This is a genomic window from Glaciibacter superstes DSM 21135, from assembly GCF_000421145.1.
In the GTDB taxonomy this organism is placed as follows: domain Bacteria; phylum Actinomycetota; class Actinomycetes; order Actinomycetales; family Microbacteriaceae; genus Cryobacterium; species Cryobacterium superstes.
The window spans coordinates 34,840-53,413 of sequence record NZ_ATWH01000003.1; the positions used below are offsets into that span (position 1 = coordinate 34,840).

At 64.8% G+C, this 18,574-nt stretch carries 14 protein-coding genes; 5 read left to right on the top strand and 9 right to left on the bottom strand.

Annotated features, from left to right (window positions below):
- Window positions 1-14 precede the first annotated feature (14 nt).
- Window positions 15-1,409: an FAD-binding oxidoreductase gene (locus tag K323_RS0104515; RefSeq protein ID WP_022884098.1), complete on the bottom strand. Its 1,395-nt coding sequence runs from the start codon at window positions 1,407-1,409 to the stop codon at window positions 15-17.
- A gap of 17 nt (window positions 1,410-1,426) precedes the next feature.
- Window positions 1,427-2,788: an NADP-specific glutamate dehydrogenase gene (gdhA, locus tag K323_RS0104520; protein WP_022884099.1), complete on the bottom strand. Its 1,362-nt coding sequence runs from the start codon at window positions 2,786-2,788 to the stop codon at window positions 1,427-1,429.
- A gap of 99 nt (window positions 2,789-2,887) precedes the next feature.
- Here gdhA and K323_RS0104525 point away from each other — a divergent pair, with 99 nt between their 5' ends.
- Complete coding sequence (locus K323_RS0104525; protein ID WP_022884100.1) at window positions 2,888-4,534, top strand: DNA-3-methyladenine glycosylase 2 family protein; 1,647 nt, start codon at window positions 2,888-2,890, stop codon at window positions 4,532-4,534.
- Window positions 4,535-4,601: 67 nt separating this feature from the next.
- Window positions 4,602-5,477 (top strand): fumarylacetoacetate hydrolase family protein, encoded by an 876-nt coding sequence (locus K323_RS0104530; protein WP_022884101.1) that lies wholly within the window; start codon window positions 4,602-4,604, stop codon window positions 5,475-5,477.
- Window positions 5,478-5,527: 50 nt separating this feature from the next.
- On the opposite strand, the gene K323_RS0104535 is transcribed toward K323_RS0104530, so the two are convergent.
- Complete coding sequence (locus K323_RS0104535) at window positions 5,528-6,964, bottom strand: aspartate ammonia-lyase (protein WP_026851221.1); 1,437 nt, start codon at window positions 6,962-6,964, stop codon at window positions 5,528-5,530.
- Window positions 6,965-7,321: 357 nt separating this feature from the next.
- Between K323_RS0104535 and K323_RS0104540 the strand changes: the two genes are divergently transcribed.
- Both K323_RS0104540 and K323_RS0104545 read left to right on the top strand, forming a co-directional pair.
- Window positions 7,322-8,308, top strand: a complete 987-nt coding sequence (locus K323_RS0104540) for a LacI family DNA-binding transcriptional regulator (protein WP_026851222.1) — start codon at window positions 7,322-7,324, stop codon at window positions 8,306-8,308.
- Between the two features lie 85 nt (window positions 8,309-8,393).
- Window positions 8,394-10,034, top strand: coding sequence for a fucose isomerase (locus K323_RS0104545; protein ID WP_022884104.1), 1,641 nt, complete (start codon window positions 8,394-8,396; stop codon window positions 10,032-10,034).
- A 55-nt stretch (window positions 10,035-10,089) separates the two neighbouring features.
- On the opposite strand, the gene K323_RS24220 is transcribed toward K323_RS0104545, so the two are convergent.
- The 4 genes from K323_RS24220 to K323_RS0104565 all read right to left on the bottom strand — a co-directional run bounded on the left by K323_RS24220 (window position 10,090) and on the right by K323_RS0104565 (window position 15,608).
- A complete protein-coding gene (locus K323_RS24220; RefSeq protein ID WP_051147215.1) occupies window positions 10,090-11,883 on the bottom strand; it encodes an aminotransferase class V-fold PLP-dependent enzyme in 1,794 nt (597 codons plus the stop codon).
- Window positions 11,884-11,974: 91 nt separating this feature from the next.
- On the bottom strand, window positions 11,975-12,190 hold the full coding sequence (locus K323_RS24225; RefSeq protein WP_022884106.1) for a hypothetical protein: 216 nt from the start codon (window positions 12,188-12,190) through the stop codon (window positions 11,975-11,977).
- A 261-nt stretch (window positions 12,191-12,451) separates the two neighbouring features.
- Window positions 12,452-13,933 carry an NCS2 family permease gene (locus tag K323_RS0104560; protein WP_425402262.1) on the bottom strand — a complete coding sequence of 494 codons (1,482 nt, stop codon included), beginning with the start codon at window positions 13,931-13,933 and terminating at the stop codon, window positions 12,452-12,454.
- 91 nt (window positions 13,934-14,024) lie between these two features.
- Window positions 14,025-15,608, bottom strand: a complete 1,584-nt coding sequence (locus tag K323_RS0104565; protein WP_022884108.1) for a carboxylesterase/lipase family protein — start codon at window positions 15,606-15,608, stop codon at window positions 14,025-14,027.
- 243 nt (window positions 15,609-15,851) lie between these two features.
- On the opposite strand from K323_RS0104565, the gene K323_RS24230 reads away from it, so the two are divergent.
- Window positions 15,852-16,370: a YdcF family protein gene (locus K323_RS24230; protein ID WP_245570928.1), complete on the top strand. Its 519-nt coding sequence runs from the start codon at window positions 15,852-15,854 to the stop codon at window positions 16,368-16,370.
- 14 nt (window positions 16,371-16,384) lie between these two features.
- On the opposite strand, the gene K323_RS0104575 is transcribed toward K323_RS24230, so the two are convergent.
- Window positions 16,385-16,993, bottom strand: coding sequence for a class I SAM-dependent methyltransferase (locus K323_RS0104575; RefSeq protein WP_026851227.1), 609 nt, complete (start codon window positions 16,991-16,993; stop codon window positions 16,385-16,387).
- 101 nt (window positions 16,994-17,094) lie between these two features.
- On the bottom strand, window positions 17,095-18,546 hold the full coding sequence (locus K323_RS24235; protein ID WP_022884111.1) for an HNH endonuclease signature motif containing protein: 1,452 nt from the start codon (window positions 18,544-18,546) through the stop codon (window positions 17,095-17,097).
- Window positions 18,547-18,574: the final 28 nt, after the last annotated feature.

The following is an 18,574-nucleotide window of genomic DNA, read 5'->3' on the forward strand; positions in this document are numbered from 1 at the left end:
CAACAGGATAAGCGTCAGGACGCGAACATCGTGCCCGGTCCGAGTATGCCCTTCGGATCGAAGACCGCTTTCAGCCTGCGCTGCAGGTCAAAACCGGTGTCGCCCAGTTCCTCGGCAAGCCAGCGCTGCTTCAGAACACCGACTCCATGTTCTCCGGTGAGGGTGCCGCCGAGCTCGAGTGCGGCGTGGAAGAGTTCGTTCGCTGCCGCCCACACCGCCTCCGGCACGATCGGATCGTCCACCGCTCGATGAGGGTCGGCCTTGATGACAAAGTTGGGGTGCAGATTGCCGTCGCCGGCGTGCGCGACCGTCGGGATGACGATGCCAGTGCGTTCGCTGATACCGGAGATGATCTCGAACATCTCCGCCATTCGCGAGCGCGGCACGCAGACATCCTCGATCAGCACCTCGCCGTGTGCGGTGAGAGCCGGGTGAAACGCGCGGCGGATCGCAAGGAGGCTCTCCCCCGATGCCGCGTCGTCAGACAGTTCGACGATGCCTCCGGCGGCACGAAGCACCTCTGCTGCTCGCTCGGCGTGCACCAGTGCCGCGTCACCGTCCAGTTGCACAAGGAGGAACGCACCCTGTGTCAGTGGCAGCGTCGACGACGCTTCTGGTCCGAGATAGTCCGCGATGATCGCGACGGAGACCGCGTCGATGAGCTCCATGACGGCGGGACGCAGCCGACCGGCGGTCACCGCAGCGGATGCTGCCGCGGCCGCCGCGATATCCGGGAACACCGCCCCGACGGTGACTGTGTCGCCCGTCGGTAGTGCGAGCGTGCGCACGGTGGCCTCGACGATGACGCCGAGCGTGCCCTCTGAGCCGGTGAGCAGCGCGGTGAGATCGTAACCGGTGACACCCTTCACCGTGCGGTGCCCGGTCTTGAGGATGCTTCCGTCTGCAAGGACCACGGTGAGCGCAAGCACGGCCTCGCGGGTCACTCCGTACTTCGCGCACAGGAGCCCGCCGGCGTTGGTGGCGATGTTTCCGCCCACCGTTGAGATTGCCTTGCTGGCCGGATCCGGGGCGAACCAGAGCCCGTGCTCCGCAAGCGCATCATTCAGGTCTTGGTTGATCACGCCCGGCTCAACGACCGCCAATTCGTCTTCTGGCCGAATCTCTAGGATGCGGTTCATGCCTGCAACGCTCAGGACAATCGAGCCGTCGCTGCCACACGCTCCCCCGGCGACTCCTGTTCCCGCACCGCGGGTCACGACCGGCACCCCGAACTCGCTCGCAATGCGCAGCGTGGCCTGCACGTCGGCAACGCCCCTCGCGCGAACGATGGCGAGCGGCGTGCCATCGGCCACCCATCCCGATCGGTCAACCCTGCTGGCCGCCAATTCGTCTGGGTCGACGCTGACGGCGGGTCCGAGTTCGGCGTGGAGACGGTTCAATGCGTTCATGGGTCCATTCCCGCGGTCTAGATGACGCCGAGCGCCAGCATCGCGTCGGCGACCCTGGTGAAGCCGGAGATGTTGGCACCGAGCACGTAGTTGCCCGGCTCGCCATACTCTTCGGCGGTCGTTGCACAGCTCTCGTGGATGCCGCGCATGATCTCAGCGAGGCGCGCCTCTGTGTGCTCGAAGCTCCAGGAGTCGCGAGAGGCATTCTGCTGCATCTCCAGCGCCGAGGTGGCGACGCCCCCCGCGTTGGCCGCCTTCCCTGGGGCGAAGAGCACGGATGCCTCGGTCAACACGCGCACCGCGTCCGGGGTGCACGGCATGTTCGCACCTTCGGCAACGGCCAGCACTCCGTTGGCGGCGAGCACCCGGGCATCCGCCTCGTGCAGTTCGTTCTGGGTGGCGCAGGGCAGAGCAACGTCGATCTTGGTCTCGGCCGCTATCGACCAGATCGACCCGCCTTCCCGGTACTCAGACTCCGCACCGCGCAGTTCTGAATACTCAGCGAGTCGGCCGCGGCGGTTCTCCTTCACCTCGCGCAGTAGCTCGATGTCGATGCCATTGGCGTCGTAGACGACGCCGGCAGAGTCTGAGCATGCGACCACGGTGCCGCCGAGTTCATGCACCTTTTCAATGGCGTAGATAGCCACGTTTCCCGACCCGGACACCAACACGCGGGCGCCGTCGAAACTGTGACCTCGTGTAGCAAGCATCTGTTCAGCGAAGAAGACGGTGCCGTATCCGGTGGCTTCCGTTCGCGCCCGCGAGCCACCCCAGCCCACGCCCTTGCCGGTCAACACACCGGACTCGTAGCGGTTGGTGATGCGCTTGTACTGCCCGAACAGGTAGCCGATCTCTCGTCCACCGACGCCGATATCGCCGGCAGGAACGTCGCGATACTCCCCGATGTGGCGGTACAACTCGGTCATGAACGACTGGCAGAACCGCATCACCTCCGCCTCGGACTTGCCCTTCGGGTCGAAGTCGCTGCCGCCCTTGCCCCCGCCGATGGGCATGCCGGTGAGCGCGTTCTTGAAGATCTGCTCGAATCCGAGGAACTTCACCGTGCCGAGCGTCACCGACGGGTGAAATCGCAGGCCGCCCTTGAATGGGCCGAGCGCAGAATTGAACTCGACCCGGAATCCGCGATTGATCTGCACGCGCCCCGCGTCATCTGTCCACGGCACCCGAAAGATGATCTGGCGCTCCGGCTCACAGATGCGCTGGAGGATCGACGCCTCCGCATATTGCGGGTGCCTGACCACAACGCGTCCGAGCGATTCGAACACCTCTCGTGCGGCCTGGTGGAACTCGATCTCGCCGGCATTCCGGCGCAGTACCTCGTCGAAAACGGGTTGGATCGCGGGGTCAAGCGTGCTCATATCGCAACTTCCTGAAGTGGTCACAAGCGTCCAGACTATCGCCCCAGTGATGTCCGATTTCCGCTATCTCCCGAGGCGTCCACATGACAGGCTGAGGTCATGAAAGCGCGACAGAATCCCCAGACGCTCCGTCGTGGAAGCGACGACCCCGTCTTCGCACAGCGCTATCTCGCCGTCTCATCCCGCGATGCCCGCTTCGACGGCCAGTTCATCACCGGGGTGCATTCGACCGGGATCTACTGCCGACCCAGCTGTCCGGCGCTCACCCCGAAACCCGACAACGTCTCGTTCTACCTCACAGCTGCAGCGGCACATGAAGCGGGGCTGCGGGCCTGCAAGCGCTGTCTTCCCGACGCCGTCCCAGGGTCGCCGGAGTGGGACATCCGTGACGACATCGTCGGCCGTGCCATGCGGTTGATCGCAGACGGGACGGTGGAACGAGTCGGTGTGGTCGGTCTCGCAAGCCGGTTGGGCTACACGCCACGGCACCTCACCCGCATCCTCGTCGCAGAACTGGGTGCCGGCCCGCTGGCCCTGGCCAGGGCACACCGGGCCCAGTCGGCCCGGACACTACTGATCGGAACGGACCTGCCAGTGGCCGACATCGCCTTCGCCGCGGGCTTCGGGAGCGTTCGGCAGTTCAATGACACGATTGCCCTGGTCTACGAACGCACTCCGTCCCAGTTGCGACGCGCTCGCTCAAGCGACCCCGCGGACAGGTCGGGAAGCGCTGGCGAGACGGGCAGATCGGCGACCAGCACCCCACCGGGTGTCGCAGGCCCCCAGGCAGCCGCATACGACGCTACGGGTGCGGGTGTGGGGACCGGCATCACCCTGCAGCTTCCGGCGCGTGCGCCTTTCGACGGGGCAGGTGTGCTGCGTTTCCTCACGACGCGCGCGATCGTCGGCGTCGAGACGGGAACGGCGACACGATACTCGCGAACACTGCGACTGCCGAACGGGGTCGCCGTGATCGACGTGAGCCTCGCGGGCACAATGGATGTCCCTTCCGTGCTCTGCACGGTGCGGCTGAGCGATCTCGGCGACCTTGCGCCGCTCGTGAGCAGGGTGCGCAGGCTGCTTGACCTCGACGCCGATGCGGCCGCGATCTCGCTCGCCCTCGGCGGCGACCCGCACCTGGCCGACTCTGTCGGCGCGAACCCCGGCATGCGCGTGCCGGGGAGCCTCGATGCGCACGAGACCCTGTTCCGGGCACTCATCGGCCAGCAAGTGTCTGTTGCGGCAGCACGCACGGCACTCGGACGCCTGGCGGCCGCTCTCGGCGATCCGCTGCTAGGAAGTCCGGTCACAGGAAGCACCGGAACGGATGCGCTGACTCTCCTGTTCCCCACCGCGGAACGCATCGCGGCCCACGGCAGGGACGTATTGCGGGGCCCGTCGGCCAGGATCAACGCCATCGTCGGGGCTGCGGAAGCACTGGCCACCGGGGCACTTGTCCTCGACGTCGGAGAATCGAGGGCGGAGCTGGAGGCGAAGCTCACCGCACTGCCGGGGATCGGACCGTGGACGGCCGGCTACGTCGCCATGCGCGTACTCGGCAGCCCCGACATTCTGCTCACCAGTGACCTCGCGCTCCGCCAGGGTGCCGGCAGGCTCGGGCTGCCCTCTGACGCAAAACTCCTGGCGGCCAGGGGAAGCGGCTGGGCTCCGTGGCGCAGCTATGCCGGGATGCACTTGTGGAGGGCGGCCGGCGCACCACGGCGCCCATCCATCGATTCCCTCTAAGAGAATACGGCGCCGGTTGTGGCCGATCGACAACCGATGGCAACCGCGCGCCGGATAGCCTAGAGAGGTGAAGTTTGCGCATCTCAGGGTCGAAGGCCAGTCCGTTGCTCGCCTTGCTCTGGTGCAGGAGGATGCGGCACTCTTTCTCGACGAGGTGATGGACGACGCGCCTCGCGACCTTCAGGACCTCATCGAAAAGGGCCAGGAGGAAGTCGACCGGGTACGGGCTTTCGGACTCGGTGCGATACAGGGCGGCGCCAGTCTCACGCAGATCGATGAGCTGCGGCACGCGTCCGCGGTCCTCCGACCACCGCAGATCATCGCGATCGGTGCCAATTACGCCGCCCACGCCTCCGAGTTGAAGCTCCGGTCAGAAACCGCAGCGACAGTGTTCTCGCTCTGGCCGAACTCGCTCACCGGGCATGGGTCAACGGTCACCTGGCCGAGCGACCTGGCAACACAGGTTGACTATGAAGCCGAGCTCGGTGTCATCATCGGTCGCCCTGCCCGCCGGGTGAGCGTCGCAAATGCACTCGACTACGTCTTTGGCTACACCATCGTGAACGACATCACCGCTCGCGACCTGCAGTTCTCAGAAGCCCAGTGGTCACGGTGTAAATCCTTCGACGGCTTCACTCCGACCGGGCCGGTGGTCGTCACTGCTGACGAGATCGGTGACCCACAGGATCTCTGGCTGACCACCCATGTTGACGGGCGCATCCTGCAGGACGCGTCGAGCGGCGACATGGTTCGCACCGTCGCCGAGATCATCGCCTTCCTCTCGACCACGTCGACGCTGCTTCCCGGAACACTGATCTCCACCGGAAGCCCGGGGGGCGCCGGCTATAGCCGCAAGCCGCAGGTCTTTCTCCGAGACGGGTCGACGGTCACCGTCTCGATCGACAAGATCGGATTCCTCACCTCAAACTGCCGCGAGATCTGACCTGCCGGGTAGAAAGCGCAAGCCAGAACCCGATCCGCTCGGAGCGTCGACTACTCGATGATCGGAATGGCGCTCGTTGCCGCGTCGACTTCCACGCCAGAGAGCCGGGCAGGCTCGAGTTCGCGCATGACGCTCTCGCGGCTCATCAGCTTTGCCTCGACGACCAGGTCCGCCACATCTCTCCCGGTCAGGAGCGCGGTTTTCGCGAGGGCAGCCGCCGCGGAATAGCCGATGTGAGGGATGAGCGCGGTGATCACCCCGACGCTCGATGAGACCATGCCGCGCAGCCTGTCTTCGTTCGCCGTGATGCCGTCGATACAGTTGACGCGCAGTGTCCACATGGCCTGGGTCATCCAGGCGAGACTCTGGAGCAGCGAGTGCGCGATCACCGGCTCGAACGCGTTGAGCTGCAGTTGCCCGCCTTCCGCGGCCATGGTGACCGTGACATCCGACCCGGCGACGGCGAACGCGACCTGGTTGACCACCTCGGGGATGACCGGGTTCACCTTGCCTGGCATGATGCTCGACCCGGCCTGCTTCGGCGGCAGGTTGATCTCGCCGAACCCCGTCTGTGGACCCGAAGAGAGCAGCCGGAGGTCGTTGCAGATCTTGGAGAGCTTGATCGCGCTGCGCTTGAGGTTCGCGCTGAACGACATGAACCCGCCGGCGTCGCTCGTCGACTCGATGAGATCTGGCGCTGTCTCCAGTTTGAGGCCGGTGATCTCATTCAGATGACGGATGGCGGCTGCCGCGTATCCGGTGTCCGCCGTGATGCCGGTGCCGATCGCGGTCGCGCCCAGGTTGATCTCTGCGAGGAGCCAGACCGTCTCGGTCAGGCGGTCGTAGTCTTCGCCGAGGGTCGTCGCGAACCCGTGGAATTCCTGGCCGAGTGTCATCGGCACGGCATCCTGCATCTGGGTTCGACCGACCTTGAGAATCTGGCGGAACTCGACGGCCTTGGCTGAGAACGAGCCCTGCAGGGCCTTGAGTTCGCGCAGCAGGTGCTGGAGTGAGAACGTCAGTGCGATCTTGATCGCGGTCGGGTAGGTGTCGTTGGTGGACTGGCTGCGGTTGACGTGGTCGAGCGGGCTCAGGATGTCGTAGCGGCCTTTTTCATAGCCGGCCTTCTCCAGCGCGAGGTTGCAGATGACCTCGTTCGCGTTCATGTTCGTGGACGTGCCTGCGCCGCCCTGAATGACGCCCACCACAAACTCGTCGTGGTACCTGCCGTCGATGATCTCCTGGCAGGCGGCATCGATCCAGCCCGCCTTTTCGCGGGAGAGTGCGCCGATTTCCTGGTTCGCCCGTGCGCAGGCCTGCTTTACAGAGGCGAGAGCCACGATGAAGTCCGGGTAAACGGAGATCGGGCGCTTGGCGATCGGGAAGTTGTCCATCGCACGCTGCGTGTGGACGCCCCAATAGGCGTTTTCGGGAACCTCGAGGGGTCCAAGTGAATCGCTCTCAGTGCGGAATCCCGGTGGAGTCACAGATTCGCCTTCCTTTCCCTGGTCGATGGTGGAGCCGTTCGGCTCGACACGCGTTGACGGGTTTTCGGACACGCTGGTTGACACTGAGGCTCCATTGCCGTGGGGAGGACGAGCTCGTGGCTCCTTACCACCCAACTCTATCGCGGAGACTGCGCACGCAACCGGGTCCCGACGCAAGGAACAAGCGCTGCCACCGGCACCGACGCAGGAAAACTGCCTCCATCGGCGTAGGACGCTCGCAGGTCGCTGACGCTACAGTGGCGAGACGGCGCGTATCGGCGCCAGGCTTGCTCCGCGCCGGTAAGGTCGCCCCATCAGCGCACGCTGACTGCCCACTGAGTGTTCGCCGAGGACAGCATGTCAACGATTTACGAGGTCGCGGCCCTGGCCGGCGTCTCCCCCGCGACCGTTTCACGAGTGTTGAACGGCGTCAACGTCTCTGCCGAGAAGTCCAGGTTGGTGCGCGATGCCGCAGGGAAGCTCGCGTTCACCCCCAACCGCACCGCCCGCTCGTTGCGGAAGCAAAGCTCTGAAGTAATCGCGCTGGTGATCCCAGACATCGAGAATCCGTTCTTCACGTCGATGGCGCGCGGCGTCGAAGACGTCGCCCAGGCAGCCGGCTACTCCGTCGTCCTGTGCAACACCGACGAAGACCCGGATAAAGAGGCCAGTTATCTGTCCATCGCCGTGTCCGAGAATATGGCCGGCATCATCCTGGCCGCGGCAAGCGACCACGTCGACCTCGCTCCGCTCTTGCGCCGGGGCCGCCCCGTGGTCGCAGTCGACCGCGGCCCGCACGGTTTCGACCTGGACGCCGTCATGGTGGACAACATCGCCGGCGGCCGCGAAGCGACGCAGGCGCTCTACGACCAGGGCTTCTCCCGGATTGCGTGCATCACCGGTCCAAGCGACGTCGAAACGGCGCAACGCCGCGAACACGGCTGGCGGCAGGTGGTCATCGCCAACGGCGGTCACGACGAGCGCTATCTCAAGCATGCCAACTTCCGCGTTGACGGCGGCCGAGCCGCAATGGACGAACTGCTCGCCCTGGAAACTCCGCCCGACGCCGTCTTCGTCGCCAACAACCTGATGAGCGTCGGCGCGCTCCAGGTGCTGTTCGAACGCGGTCTCACCACCGAGAACGTCGGAATGGCCAGCTTCGGTGACCTGCCGTTCTCCACTCTCGCTCCGCGGGGAGTGACCATCATCCACCTCCCCGCCCGCCACCTCGGCGTCACCGCCGCACGGCTCCTCATCGAACGTATCAACGGCGACGACCAACCGGCGCGCACCATTGTGCTGCGCAATGAGATCTCCGCTCCGACAAGCGTCGGCAGCGCCTGATTCCGCGCTCCTCCGCTTGAACTTGAAATCGATTTCTGGCAATCTGGACCCATATCCGGCACGCCCCATAAGGAGCAAACACCGCATGACCACCAGCTACACCCTGCCATCCACGCGCAGCGTCGTCACCGCGCCTGCGCAGACGGTATTCACTGTTGCCAGCGGCGACCTGCGCCTCCCGGCGAACGTGCAGTGCTGGCCGACCCAGCAACGGCTCGAGGCCGACCTGGGTGCGGCCGTCACGAACCTCGGCTGGCAGGTGCAGCGTGGCCACGGCGTGAACGAGACCACCGGTCACGGCTTCATCGACAGCCAGCGGGCCGGCATCGAAGTGTTCAAGCACATCCCAGCCGAGGCCCCGCTGATTGTGGTCGAGGCCGTCTGGCAGTACAGCCACCACGTGCTTGCCGGGCTCCGCACCCACAAAGGACCGATTCTCGTGGTCGCGAACTGGGCGGGTGACTTCCCCGGACTGGTTGGACTCCTGAATCTCACCGGCAGCCTGACCAAGGCCGGCGTGACGTATTCGGCTCTGTGGAGCAAGGACTTCACCGACGACTGGGCCCGCGAGAAGCTCGCCGAATGGCTGTCGACCGGCACCATCGAGCACGATGAGAGCCACGTGCGCGACCTTCCGGCGCTCGACTCGGCCAGCCCAGAGGTCGAACTCGGCGTGGCGCTCGCCCAGCAGCTCCAGCAGGACAAGGCCATCATCGGCATCTTCGACGAGGGCTGCATGGGCATGTACAACGCGATCATCGACGACGAGCTGTTGAACCCGCTCGGCATCTACAAGGAGCGCCTGTCGCAGAGCGCCCTGTACGCCGAGATGCTGAACGTGAGCGACGCAGAGGCGAACGAGGTCAGGTCCTGGCTCGACGCTGCGGGTTTCACCTTCCACTTCGGAACCGACGAGACCACAGAACTCACCGAAGACCAGGTGCACAGCCAGTTCAAGATGTACATCGCAGCGGTGCGCATCTCCGACGACTACGGACTCGACGCCGTCGGCATCCAGTACCAGCAGGGCCTGAAGAACCTGGTTCCGGCCAGCGACCTCGCCGAAGGCCTGCTGAACAACGTGCAGCGCCCGCCGGTTCTCTCCCGCGACGGCAGCCGTGAACTGTACGCCGGGCAGGCACTCCCCCACTTCAATGAGGTAGACGAAGGCGTTGCCATCGACGCGCTGGTGACCAACCGCATCTGGAACGCGATGGGACTCGACCCGGCCAACACGCTCCACGACGTGCGCTGGGGTGAAGAGTACGACGGCGAGTTCGTCTGGGTGTTCGAGATCTCAGGCTCCGTTCCCGCCTCACACAACGGTGGATACGACAAGAGCTACAGCATGCGCCAGCCGCCGATGTTCTTCCCACTCGGCGGTGGCACCCTCTCCGGCGTTTCGAAGCCGGGCGAGATCGTCTGGTCGCGCGTGTTCATCATGGACGGTGTGCTGCACGTGGACCTCGGTCGCGGCCACGTCGCCGACCTTCCAGCAGAAGAGACCCAACGCCGCCTCGATGCGACCGACCCTCAGTGGCCGATCATGCACGCGGTGCTGAACGGCGTGTCGCGTGACCAGCTGATGGCTCGCCACAAGGCGAACCACGCGCAGGTCGTCTATGCACCGGATGCCGCCACCGCCGACAAGGCACTGCTCGCGAAGGCTGCGCTGTTCAACGAGCTCGGCGTGATCGTGCACCTCTGCGGAGACGTCGCGATCTAGGCGCAATCTCGCAAGAAGCACCCGCGAGTGCGGGCGAATCGTCGGTTTGAGAGCGTCAAACCGACGATTTGGCCGCACTCGTGAGCGTCGTGGCGGCGGTCGACACGAGGCACTCCGGCGGCAGATCGAACCAGCGCAGGTGCTCGAAGTCCTCTCCGAGTTCGGCGAGAAGCCTCTGCGAATCCTGCTCCAGCTCATGTGCGCCGTCGGATGCATTCTCGAATAGGGTTCGCGCTGCCGCAATGGCGTCGGAATAGGCGGATGCCCGAGCGCGGTCGTCATGGCGCGGGAAGCGCAGCATGCCGTTCGCGTCGTACGACAGCTGGCCGAGCCGGAGTGGTGGTTCCACCGGACCTGCCCGGTGCCGCCACAAACCGGATGCCGGATCGAAGTGGTAGTCGGGCAGCAGCCGCCAGCCGTGCTCGGCGACCATCGTGACGGCCTCGACGATGTACCGGAACACCTCATCGCTGATGAAGTAGTTGAAGTTCACCCGCACCCACCCCGGCTTGATGCCCTCGCAGCCGTTCAGAATCTCACGTTCAAACTCGCGGGAACGCTCGAGGTCGATGCCGAGCAACCGGTGCCCGTATGGACCGGCGCACGAACAACCGCCCCTGCTCTGGATGCCGAACACGTCGTTCAGGATCGCGACGACGGCATTGTGGTGCAGGTAGTCGCCGTTCGGGCGCTTCACCACGAACGAGACGATCGACAACCGCTCTGCGTCAGGGTTTCCGAGCACCTGGATGGAGGGATGCGCCGACCACGCACCGACCGCGCGGCGAAGGAAATCGTTCTCGTGCTCCTGGATCGTGTGAACCGAGACGGCGTCCTTGAGCGCGAACACCAGCCCGGCCCGGATGGACTCGATGATCGCCGGGGTGCCCGCTTCTTCACGATGCTCCGGGTTGGCGAGATAACGATGGTGATCTGGGTTGACGTAACTCACCGTGCCGCCGCCGACGACATCCGGAATCGCGTTGTGCATCAGCTTGCGGCTGACCACCAGCACACCGGGTGTCCCAGGGCCCCCGATGAACTTGTGCGGGGAGAGGAAGATCGCGTCCTTGCGCTCATGCAGCGCACCATCGCGCGGGTTCATCTCCATGCCAACGTAGGGCGCCGCCGCTGCGAAGTCCCAGAACGCCAGGGCGCCGTGCTCGTGCAGCAGACGGGTGATGCCGTGCGTGTCGCTCAGGATTCCGGTGACGTTGCTCGCCGCGCTGAACGAACCGATCTTCAGCGGTCGGTCGGCATACACGCTGAGTTCATGGGCGAGCTGTGCCTGGTCGATGTGGCCGTCTGAGTCTTCGTGAATCGTCACGACGTCGGCGATCGACTCCCTCCACGGCAGCTCGTTGCTGTGGTGTTCGTACGGCCCGATGAATACCACGGGCCTTTCGCGGGTGGGGATCAGGGCATCAAGATGATACTTCTCGTCAAGCTCGCTTGGCAGCCGCAGGCCGAGGATGCCGACCAGTTTGTCGATCGCACCGGTCGAACCGCTGCCGGTGAAGATGACCATCGTGTCGTCGTCACCGTTGACCGCACGACGGATGATGTCACGCGCGTCTTCGCGCAGCCTGGTCGTCTGCAGGCCGGTTCCACTGCTCTCGGAGTGCGTGTTTGCGTAGCGCGGAAGCACCTCGTCTCGAATGAAATCCTCGATGAAGCTGAGCGCACGGCCACTCGCCGTGTAATCCGCGTAGGTGACCGGCCTCGTGCCGTACGGACCGTCCATGAGACGGTCGTCACCGATCACGCAATCCCGGATGCGCGCGAGGAGCGCCGGCTCGCCCAGCGAGGCTGCGCGGGCGGGAATCACGCACTCGGTGATCTGCCGCATGGTGCCGATGCTAGTGCATGCGAGCGACAGAAACGAGGCTGCAGGCATGGAAGTGCCCCTCCCCCAGGAGGGAGGGGCGCTTCGGTTTCTGTCACCAGAAGAAAGCGAACGGGAGGAACGGCAGTGCTGCAATACCGGCGATGACCGCGATCAGGGCGATGATGATCGATCCAGCGAGCATCACAGCGTTCAGCACGATGCCCCAGATGGCCATGGTTCGACTGTGCGGCTCGCGACCGATGGCCAGGATCCCGGTGATGAGGCCGGCAATCGGGGCGAAGAACGTCCAGCCGGCGAAGATCGACACCAGGCCGAGAACAAGACTGGTGATGCTGAGGGGGCTGCTCGGTGTTGCAGCCTGAGGGGTTGGTGGCGGTGCCGGCGCCAGTGCCTGCGCGGGGGCCGGGGCGGGGCGGTGGTTGACATGATGCGGTCTCCGTATTCATCTGGACGGCCGCGTCTGCGACCAGAATCAACGTTACGGATTGTCGCCAGCCGAGGATATGGGGATATCCCCCGGATCAGCGCGGGGGCATCCGCCCTGCCGTCTGCCCGTATGCTCGCCCGGCTAGCCGGCCAGCAGCACCTCGATCGGGCCGCGCACGAAGTAGACCAAGAATCCAGCCGCCACGATCCAGAGGAGGGGGCTGATGGCCTTCGCCTTGCCAGAGAACGACCGCACGAGCACCCAGCTGATGAAGCCGGCACCGATTCCGTTGGCGATCGAGTAGGTCAGCGGCATGATCACGATGGTGAGGAACACCGGCAGCACGATCGAGAACTCGCCGAAGTCGATGTGGCGGATCTGCGAGACCATCAGCGCACCGACGATCACGAGCGCGGAAGCCGCCACCTCGAGCGGAACGATCTGGGTGAGCGGGGTGAAGAACATCGCCGCCAGGAACAGCACACCGGTGACCACGTTCGCGAAACCGGTGCGTGCGCCCTCGCCGATTCCGGCACCGGATTCGATGAAGACGGTGTTCGATGAAGCGGATGCCGCGCCGCCGACGACCGCACCGACGCCCTCAACGATGAGCGCAGACTTCAGCCTCGGGAAATTGCCCTTCTTGTCCGAGAGTCCGGCCTCGTTCGCCAGCCCGGTCATGGTGCCCATGGCATCGAAGAAGTTCGTGAAGACCAGCGTGAATACCAGCATCACGGCCGCGAGCACGCCGATCCGTTCGAATGCGCCGAAGCTGACCTGGCCGATGAGCCCGAAGTCGGGTGCAGCGACGAGTGAGGTCGGCAGAACCGGGGCGTTGAGGTTCCAGCCTGCCGGGTTGGTGCCGAGCGACGGTCCCACCTTGAAGATGGCTTCGAGGATGACCGCGATGACGGTTGTCGCGACGATGCCGATCAGCAGTGCAGCCTTGACCTTGCGTGCGAGCAGGATGCCGGTGAGGATCAGGCCGATCACGAAGACCGTCGTCGGCAGGGTGACGACGGAACCGTTGTCACCGAGCTGTACGGGAGGGGATGCGGCACCACTCGATCGCACGAAGCCGGAATCGACGAGTCCGATGAAGGCGATGAAGAAGCCGATGCCGACGGTGATGGCGATCTTCAGCTGCTGCGGAACGGCGTCGAAGATCATGGCACGCAGTCCGGTCGACGACAGCAGCACGATGATCAGTCCGTTGATCAGCACGAGCCCCATGGCCTCTGGCCAGGTGATCTGGCCGACGACGCTGGCAGCGAGGAAGGAGTTGATTCCGAGTCCGGCAGCGAACCCGAACGGAAGCCTGGCAATGACACCGAAGAGGATCGTCATCACTCCGGCGGTCAGCGCCGTGACCGCGGCGACCTGGGCGTTGGGCAGCCAGCCTCCTGCGACATCGAGCGTTGCCTGGTCTGCGCTGAAACCGCCGAGGATGAGCGGGTTCAGAATGACGATATACGCCATCGTGACAAACGTCACCACCCCGCCGCGGATCTCGCGGGACCAGCTCGACCCTCTTCCGGTGATCTCGAAGTATCGGTCGAAACGGCCCTTCAGGCCTGACTTCGGCGAACGCGCGGACGTGGTGGTGTCTGTGCTGGAAATGATCTGCTCCCCCGGGCCGTTGGGCCGATTCTCAGGCGACCAGTCTACGGGCTGCGTGGCGGAGTCCGGCGGCGAGTTCAGTTCCGTGGCGAAGTCAGACGTGCGGAACGAAGCGACCCCACGCCCGGCGGCGGTCGCCCAGCGGGTCGGCTTCCACCCGGTCGATGACGTCGATGATGAGCGTCAGCCGCCTGGCTTCGTCGTAACGCGGCCATGCGGCATCCGGTTTCCCTTGCCTGGCGAAGTTCAGCCACCAGCGCTGCATCCTCGCGCCGACGGCCTGGAAGGCACGGCGTCCGCCGAGCAGGGTCATCCCTCGCCCGGTCACGCCGTTCAGCCGGTCGAACAACGGGAACAGTTCGATTCCGTGGGTCGCGTCCAGCCCCATCAGCCGTACCAGGAGCGGGGCGGCGTCAAAACGATAGAAGTACACCGGCGCATACCGGGAATGACGCTCACCCACCTTCACGCTCGGGTACCAGAACGAGTAGTCGCCGCCGAAATCGAGGGCGGCCTGTCGCTCCGGAATGCCCGGGTATTGCGCCTTGATCGCCTTCTTGGCCTTCTTTTTGGTGTTGGCGAAGATCGCGCGGATGCGGACGGGCGTTGTTGCCAGGATGGCGATCCGCCCATTGAACAGGGAACCCTCGCGTGCATTGGTGCCGATGATCAGTGGAACCCGGTGAGCGCGTCCGTCGCGGAACGCGTCGAGCGGACGCTCCGGCAGGAAGTCCCCGTCGATGACCGGGGACAGCGGAATGGTGCCTGGGTCGGCATCCGGAGCTCGACGGGTGAGCACGGTGGTCGCCTCGGCGAGTGTCGAAGGGGCAGCGGTCAAGAGGAGTTCGACCGGCGAACTGTGTTGTGTCCCGGTCATTTCGCCCACGATCCCGCCCAGGATTCCTGTGTACTCCGAGGCCCATTTGGCCGCGAGTTCCCTGGGGTAGACCGCGTTCGGCGGGGCGCTCTGGGCAATCGCAGCGTGGAACAGGCCAGCCGCCGCCGGAACCGTCATCAGCGTGGTGACGGCGTTGCCGCCGGCCGACTCACCAAACAGGGTGACGTCGTTCGGATTGCCACCGAATGCCCGGATGTTGTCGCGCACCCAGTGCAGGGCGGCCACTTGGTCGCGAAGTCCGAGGTTGCTCTCGAATGGGCGCTTCGGGGTCGAATACTGCGTGAAGTCGAGGTACCCGAGTGCACCGAGACGGTAGTTGATGCTGACGTAGACCACTCCGCCCGCGCGCACCAAGCCCTCGCCCTGGCGCGGGACCTCCTGGGAGGATCCGACACTGTATGCCCCACCGTGGATGAAGACCATGACCGGCCGCAGACCGTCGACATCCGTTGGCGCGGTAGTCGGTTCGGGCATCGGCTCGTCCGGTGCGATCACATTGAGGTTCAGGCAGTCTTCGCCCTGTGGAATGCGCGGGTGCGCCCCGATGAACTGGCCGCGGCGACTCTGCGGGGCGACGGTTCCAAAGCGGCTGGCGTCGTGGATTCCGTCCCATGCTTCAACGGGCGTCGGTGCCCGGAACCGGAGCGGACCAACGGGGGCCGCGGCGTATGGGATGCCCCGCCAGGCACGTATTCCACGTTCGGCAACGCCACGAACAACGCCGCCGGCCACCTGCACATCGAGGGCTTCCGGAATCGCGGTCTGGGTGAGTCGGGACACTGTTGCATCCTAATTGCTTCGATTGGGCAGAACCGGGCCGCCAACCCTGTGAGCTCTACCTCGGTGGCATTCGATCTCCAGCGGCGCGGAAAACTCTCTTCTCGCTGCTGGAACGCCATTTCGAAGGCCGCTCCCCCAGGATGTTAGTTTCGTCTGATGCGAAGACTGCTGATCTTGGTCGGGTCGATCACCGGGATTCTCCTCTGGAGTGAGTTTGTGCACTGGCGATCCTCCCGGCGACGCATGGGAGGCCTACAGGGAAGCGGCGGCCGTGAAGCGGTACTTGTGCTCGGGTATAAGAATCGTGGGACACGCGCGAACTACATCAATCGCTTCCGAGTGCGGGCTGCGCTCCGCTCACAAGATTGTGATGCCCAAGAGAGCGTTCTGGTGTTGTGCGGCGGGTCTGTGGCCGGCGAGATCGCCGAAGCGGACCTGTTGGCACGTTACGCCCGTTTTGAGTTGGGCTATACGGGGCCAATTCTCACGGAGCCGGACAGTCGCACGACGTGGGAGAACATCCAGAATGCGATCCCGTTGATTGAGGAATTCGACGTCATCAAGATTGTGTCCAACTCGCTCCACGCCGAGAAGGCGCGCGCGTACGTGTGGAAGCTTCGTCCCGACCTGGCCCAGCGGCTCGTCGCCGCGAAGGAATATCGGTTCGGCGAGATGACTTTTGTCAAACCCGTCGCGGCGCTCATCGGTCTGGAGAACCTTCGAGGCATTGAGTCCGCGCCCGAAACCGGGCCCAGAGCGTGACGATCATTGTGGGCTCACCGGGTAACAGGCTTGGACCACGTGATTGAGTAGCGCCACAGTGCATGCCGGCGAAAACGGGCACCAGGTAGCAGCTCGGCGGCCAGGCGCCGCATCGCGGTATAAGACTCGGGAGGTGGCCACACCTTCGGCGAGGGATGCTCCCAATAGCCCCGCGTCGCAGAAAGTGCGCGATGAGTGACCAGACCCGCAATCTCGAATGGCAGGTCTCGCACCGTGCCGGCGTGCGCGAGTCCAAGGATCGCCAGCGCGCCTCCGGGCCTAAGCAGGGCACGCATCCGGTTCAACGCCGCCGACGCATCCATGTGATGCAGGGTTGCCACTGAGACGACGAAGTCGAACGACTCAGGCTGGAAGGGGTATTCAAGGAAATCACCGAGTATGTACTCGACCCGCAGGGCCCCATCTTGACGCCTGGCCTCGTCGATGCTCGGCTGGTCAGAGTCGATGCCGATGACGGTGGGTACGATGCCCGCCAGAGCGCGGGTCAGTGCGCCCTCCCCGCAGCCGACGTCAAGGGCCGACCGAGCATTCGCCGGAATCGTGCGCAACAGGGCAGAGTGATAGTGGCTGTTGTGGTTCCACTGTTCAACAGTCTCGGCCATGATCACGATCTTGCCATGTGACCACTCACCGGCTGCCGGCGCGCGGGCATCCAGCGGGCGGCTCCGTATTGATAACTACGCCGCTAAATCCCTGTGGCGAACTAGAAGGGCGGGTTGTCGGGGAGGACTGCTTTCATGGGTTCGATCGCGGGTGTCGTGATCGCGGTGGCTCCCAGCGGGGATGTCCATTCGAGGATGCTGCCCGGTTTCTGGGTCAGCTTCCATGCGGTGAGGTGTTTCAGCAGATGGTGCGGGCGGCAGAGATTTGAGAGGTTGGATTCGTCGGTCGGCCCGCCGAACTGCGCATCCCTCGTGTGATCGATGTCGGTCTCCGACGCGGGTCGGCCGCAGCCGGGATACCGGCAGGTGCCATCTCGCAACGTGAGCCAGTCGCGGAGGTCTTTCGGGGGCCGGTACCTGTCTTTGCCGAAGGAGAGAACGATCCCCGTCTCCGGGTGGGTCAGGATCCGGGTGAACCACGGCGCCTTCGCCGCGAGACCCCTGGCAGTGTCTGGGTCGATGGGACCATACCCCTCCAATTGCCCGGGCTCATCGCTCTGGCCCATCAGCGTGAACACCGGGACGGTCACGAACACCGTCGGGCGGATACCCCAGTCCGGAACACCCGCCTGACGCTTCCCACCACCGTTCTTCCCGCCGGTCTTACCGTCCTTGTGCTTCCGGCCGGACTGCCGGTACGCACCATCCTTCAGTTCGCTCTCGGGGATGCCGTCCATCAACAGGGCGGCGGCAACATCCGAGCGCAACTGCGTCAACGTGCGGGCCTCACCCGGGTGCTGCATACTCGTTGCGATGCCCGTGACGCGGCGGTAGATCGCCTGCGCGTCGGTGACGGGCAGGTACTGGTGCAACCACGCCATCCCGTCGAGGTCGGGTTCGAGCACGAACCGGCGCTCGGCGGCCGCTTTCTTCGCCCGTTCCTTGATGGAGTCGGGGTGGAGGCGTTCCCTGGCTTTGACCGCCGCATGACGGAACCGTGCCACCGGCACCCGATACGCAACATCCAACACCGCATCCTCGAACTCGGCACGAGCCTCTTCCGGGAGCGTGCCGGCCTGGTCAATGATGACCTGCGCGTGCGAATACGAGATCAACCCCAACTCCAGCGCCTCCAGCGTGCGAGGCAACTCATGCACCAAAACCCGGCTCTCCGCAATACGCTTCGCCGTCGCGGTCTCCGACAGAGTCAACTGCACCGCCAATTCCGAGGCAAACACCCGCACATTCCACGCGGCACGTTCGGAATCGGTCAGCGGGGCGTTCGAGTCAACGAACACGTCAGACGTCTCAGACCACACCCTCGCCCGATCGATCTTCCGCGCCATACCGGCAGCCCGGATCGCGGCCTCCGACCAGTCCTCTACCACGTCGTCGACGAACACGCGGAGCCGGTCAGCGTACCCATCCGGGAGAACGTCCCGACGGTACGCCAACGACACCAGATCATCAAGATCACCAACATCCGGAGGCGCATCACCCCACTCCGGATGACACCCCCACGGACCCTGCACTTCCAAATCGTCTTCGTCCATGACCACAGTCAACAACACACCACCGACA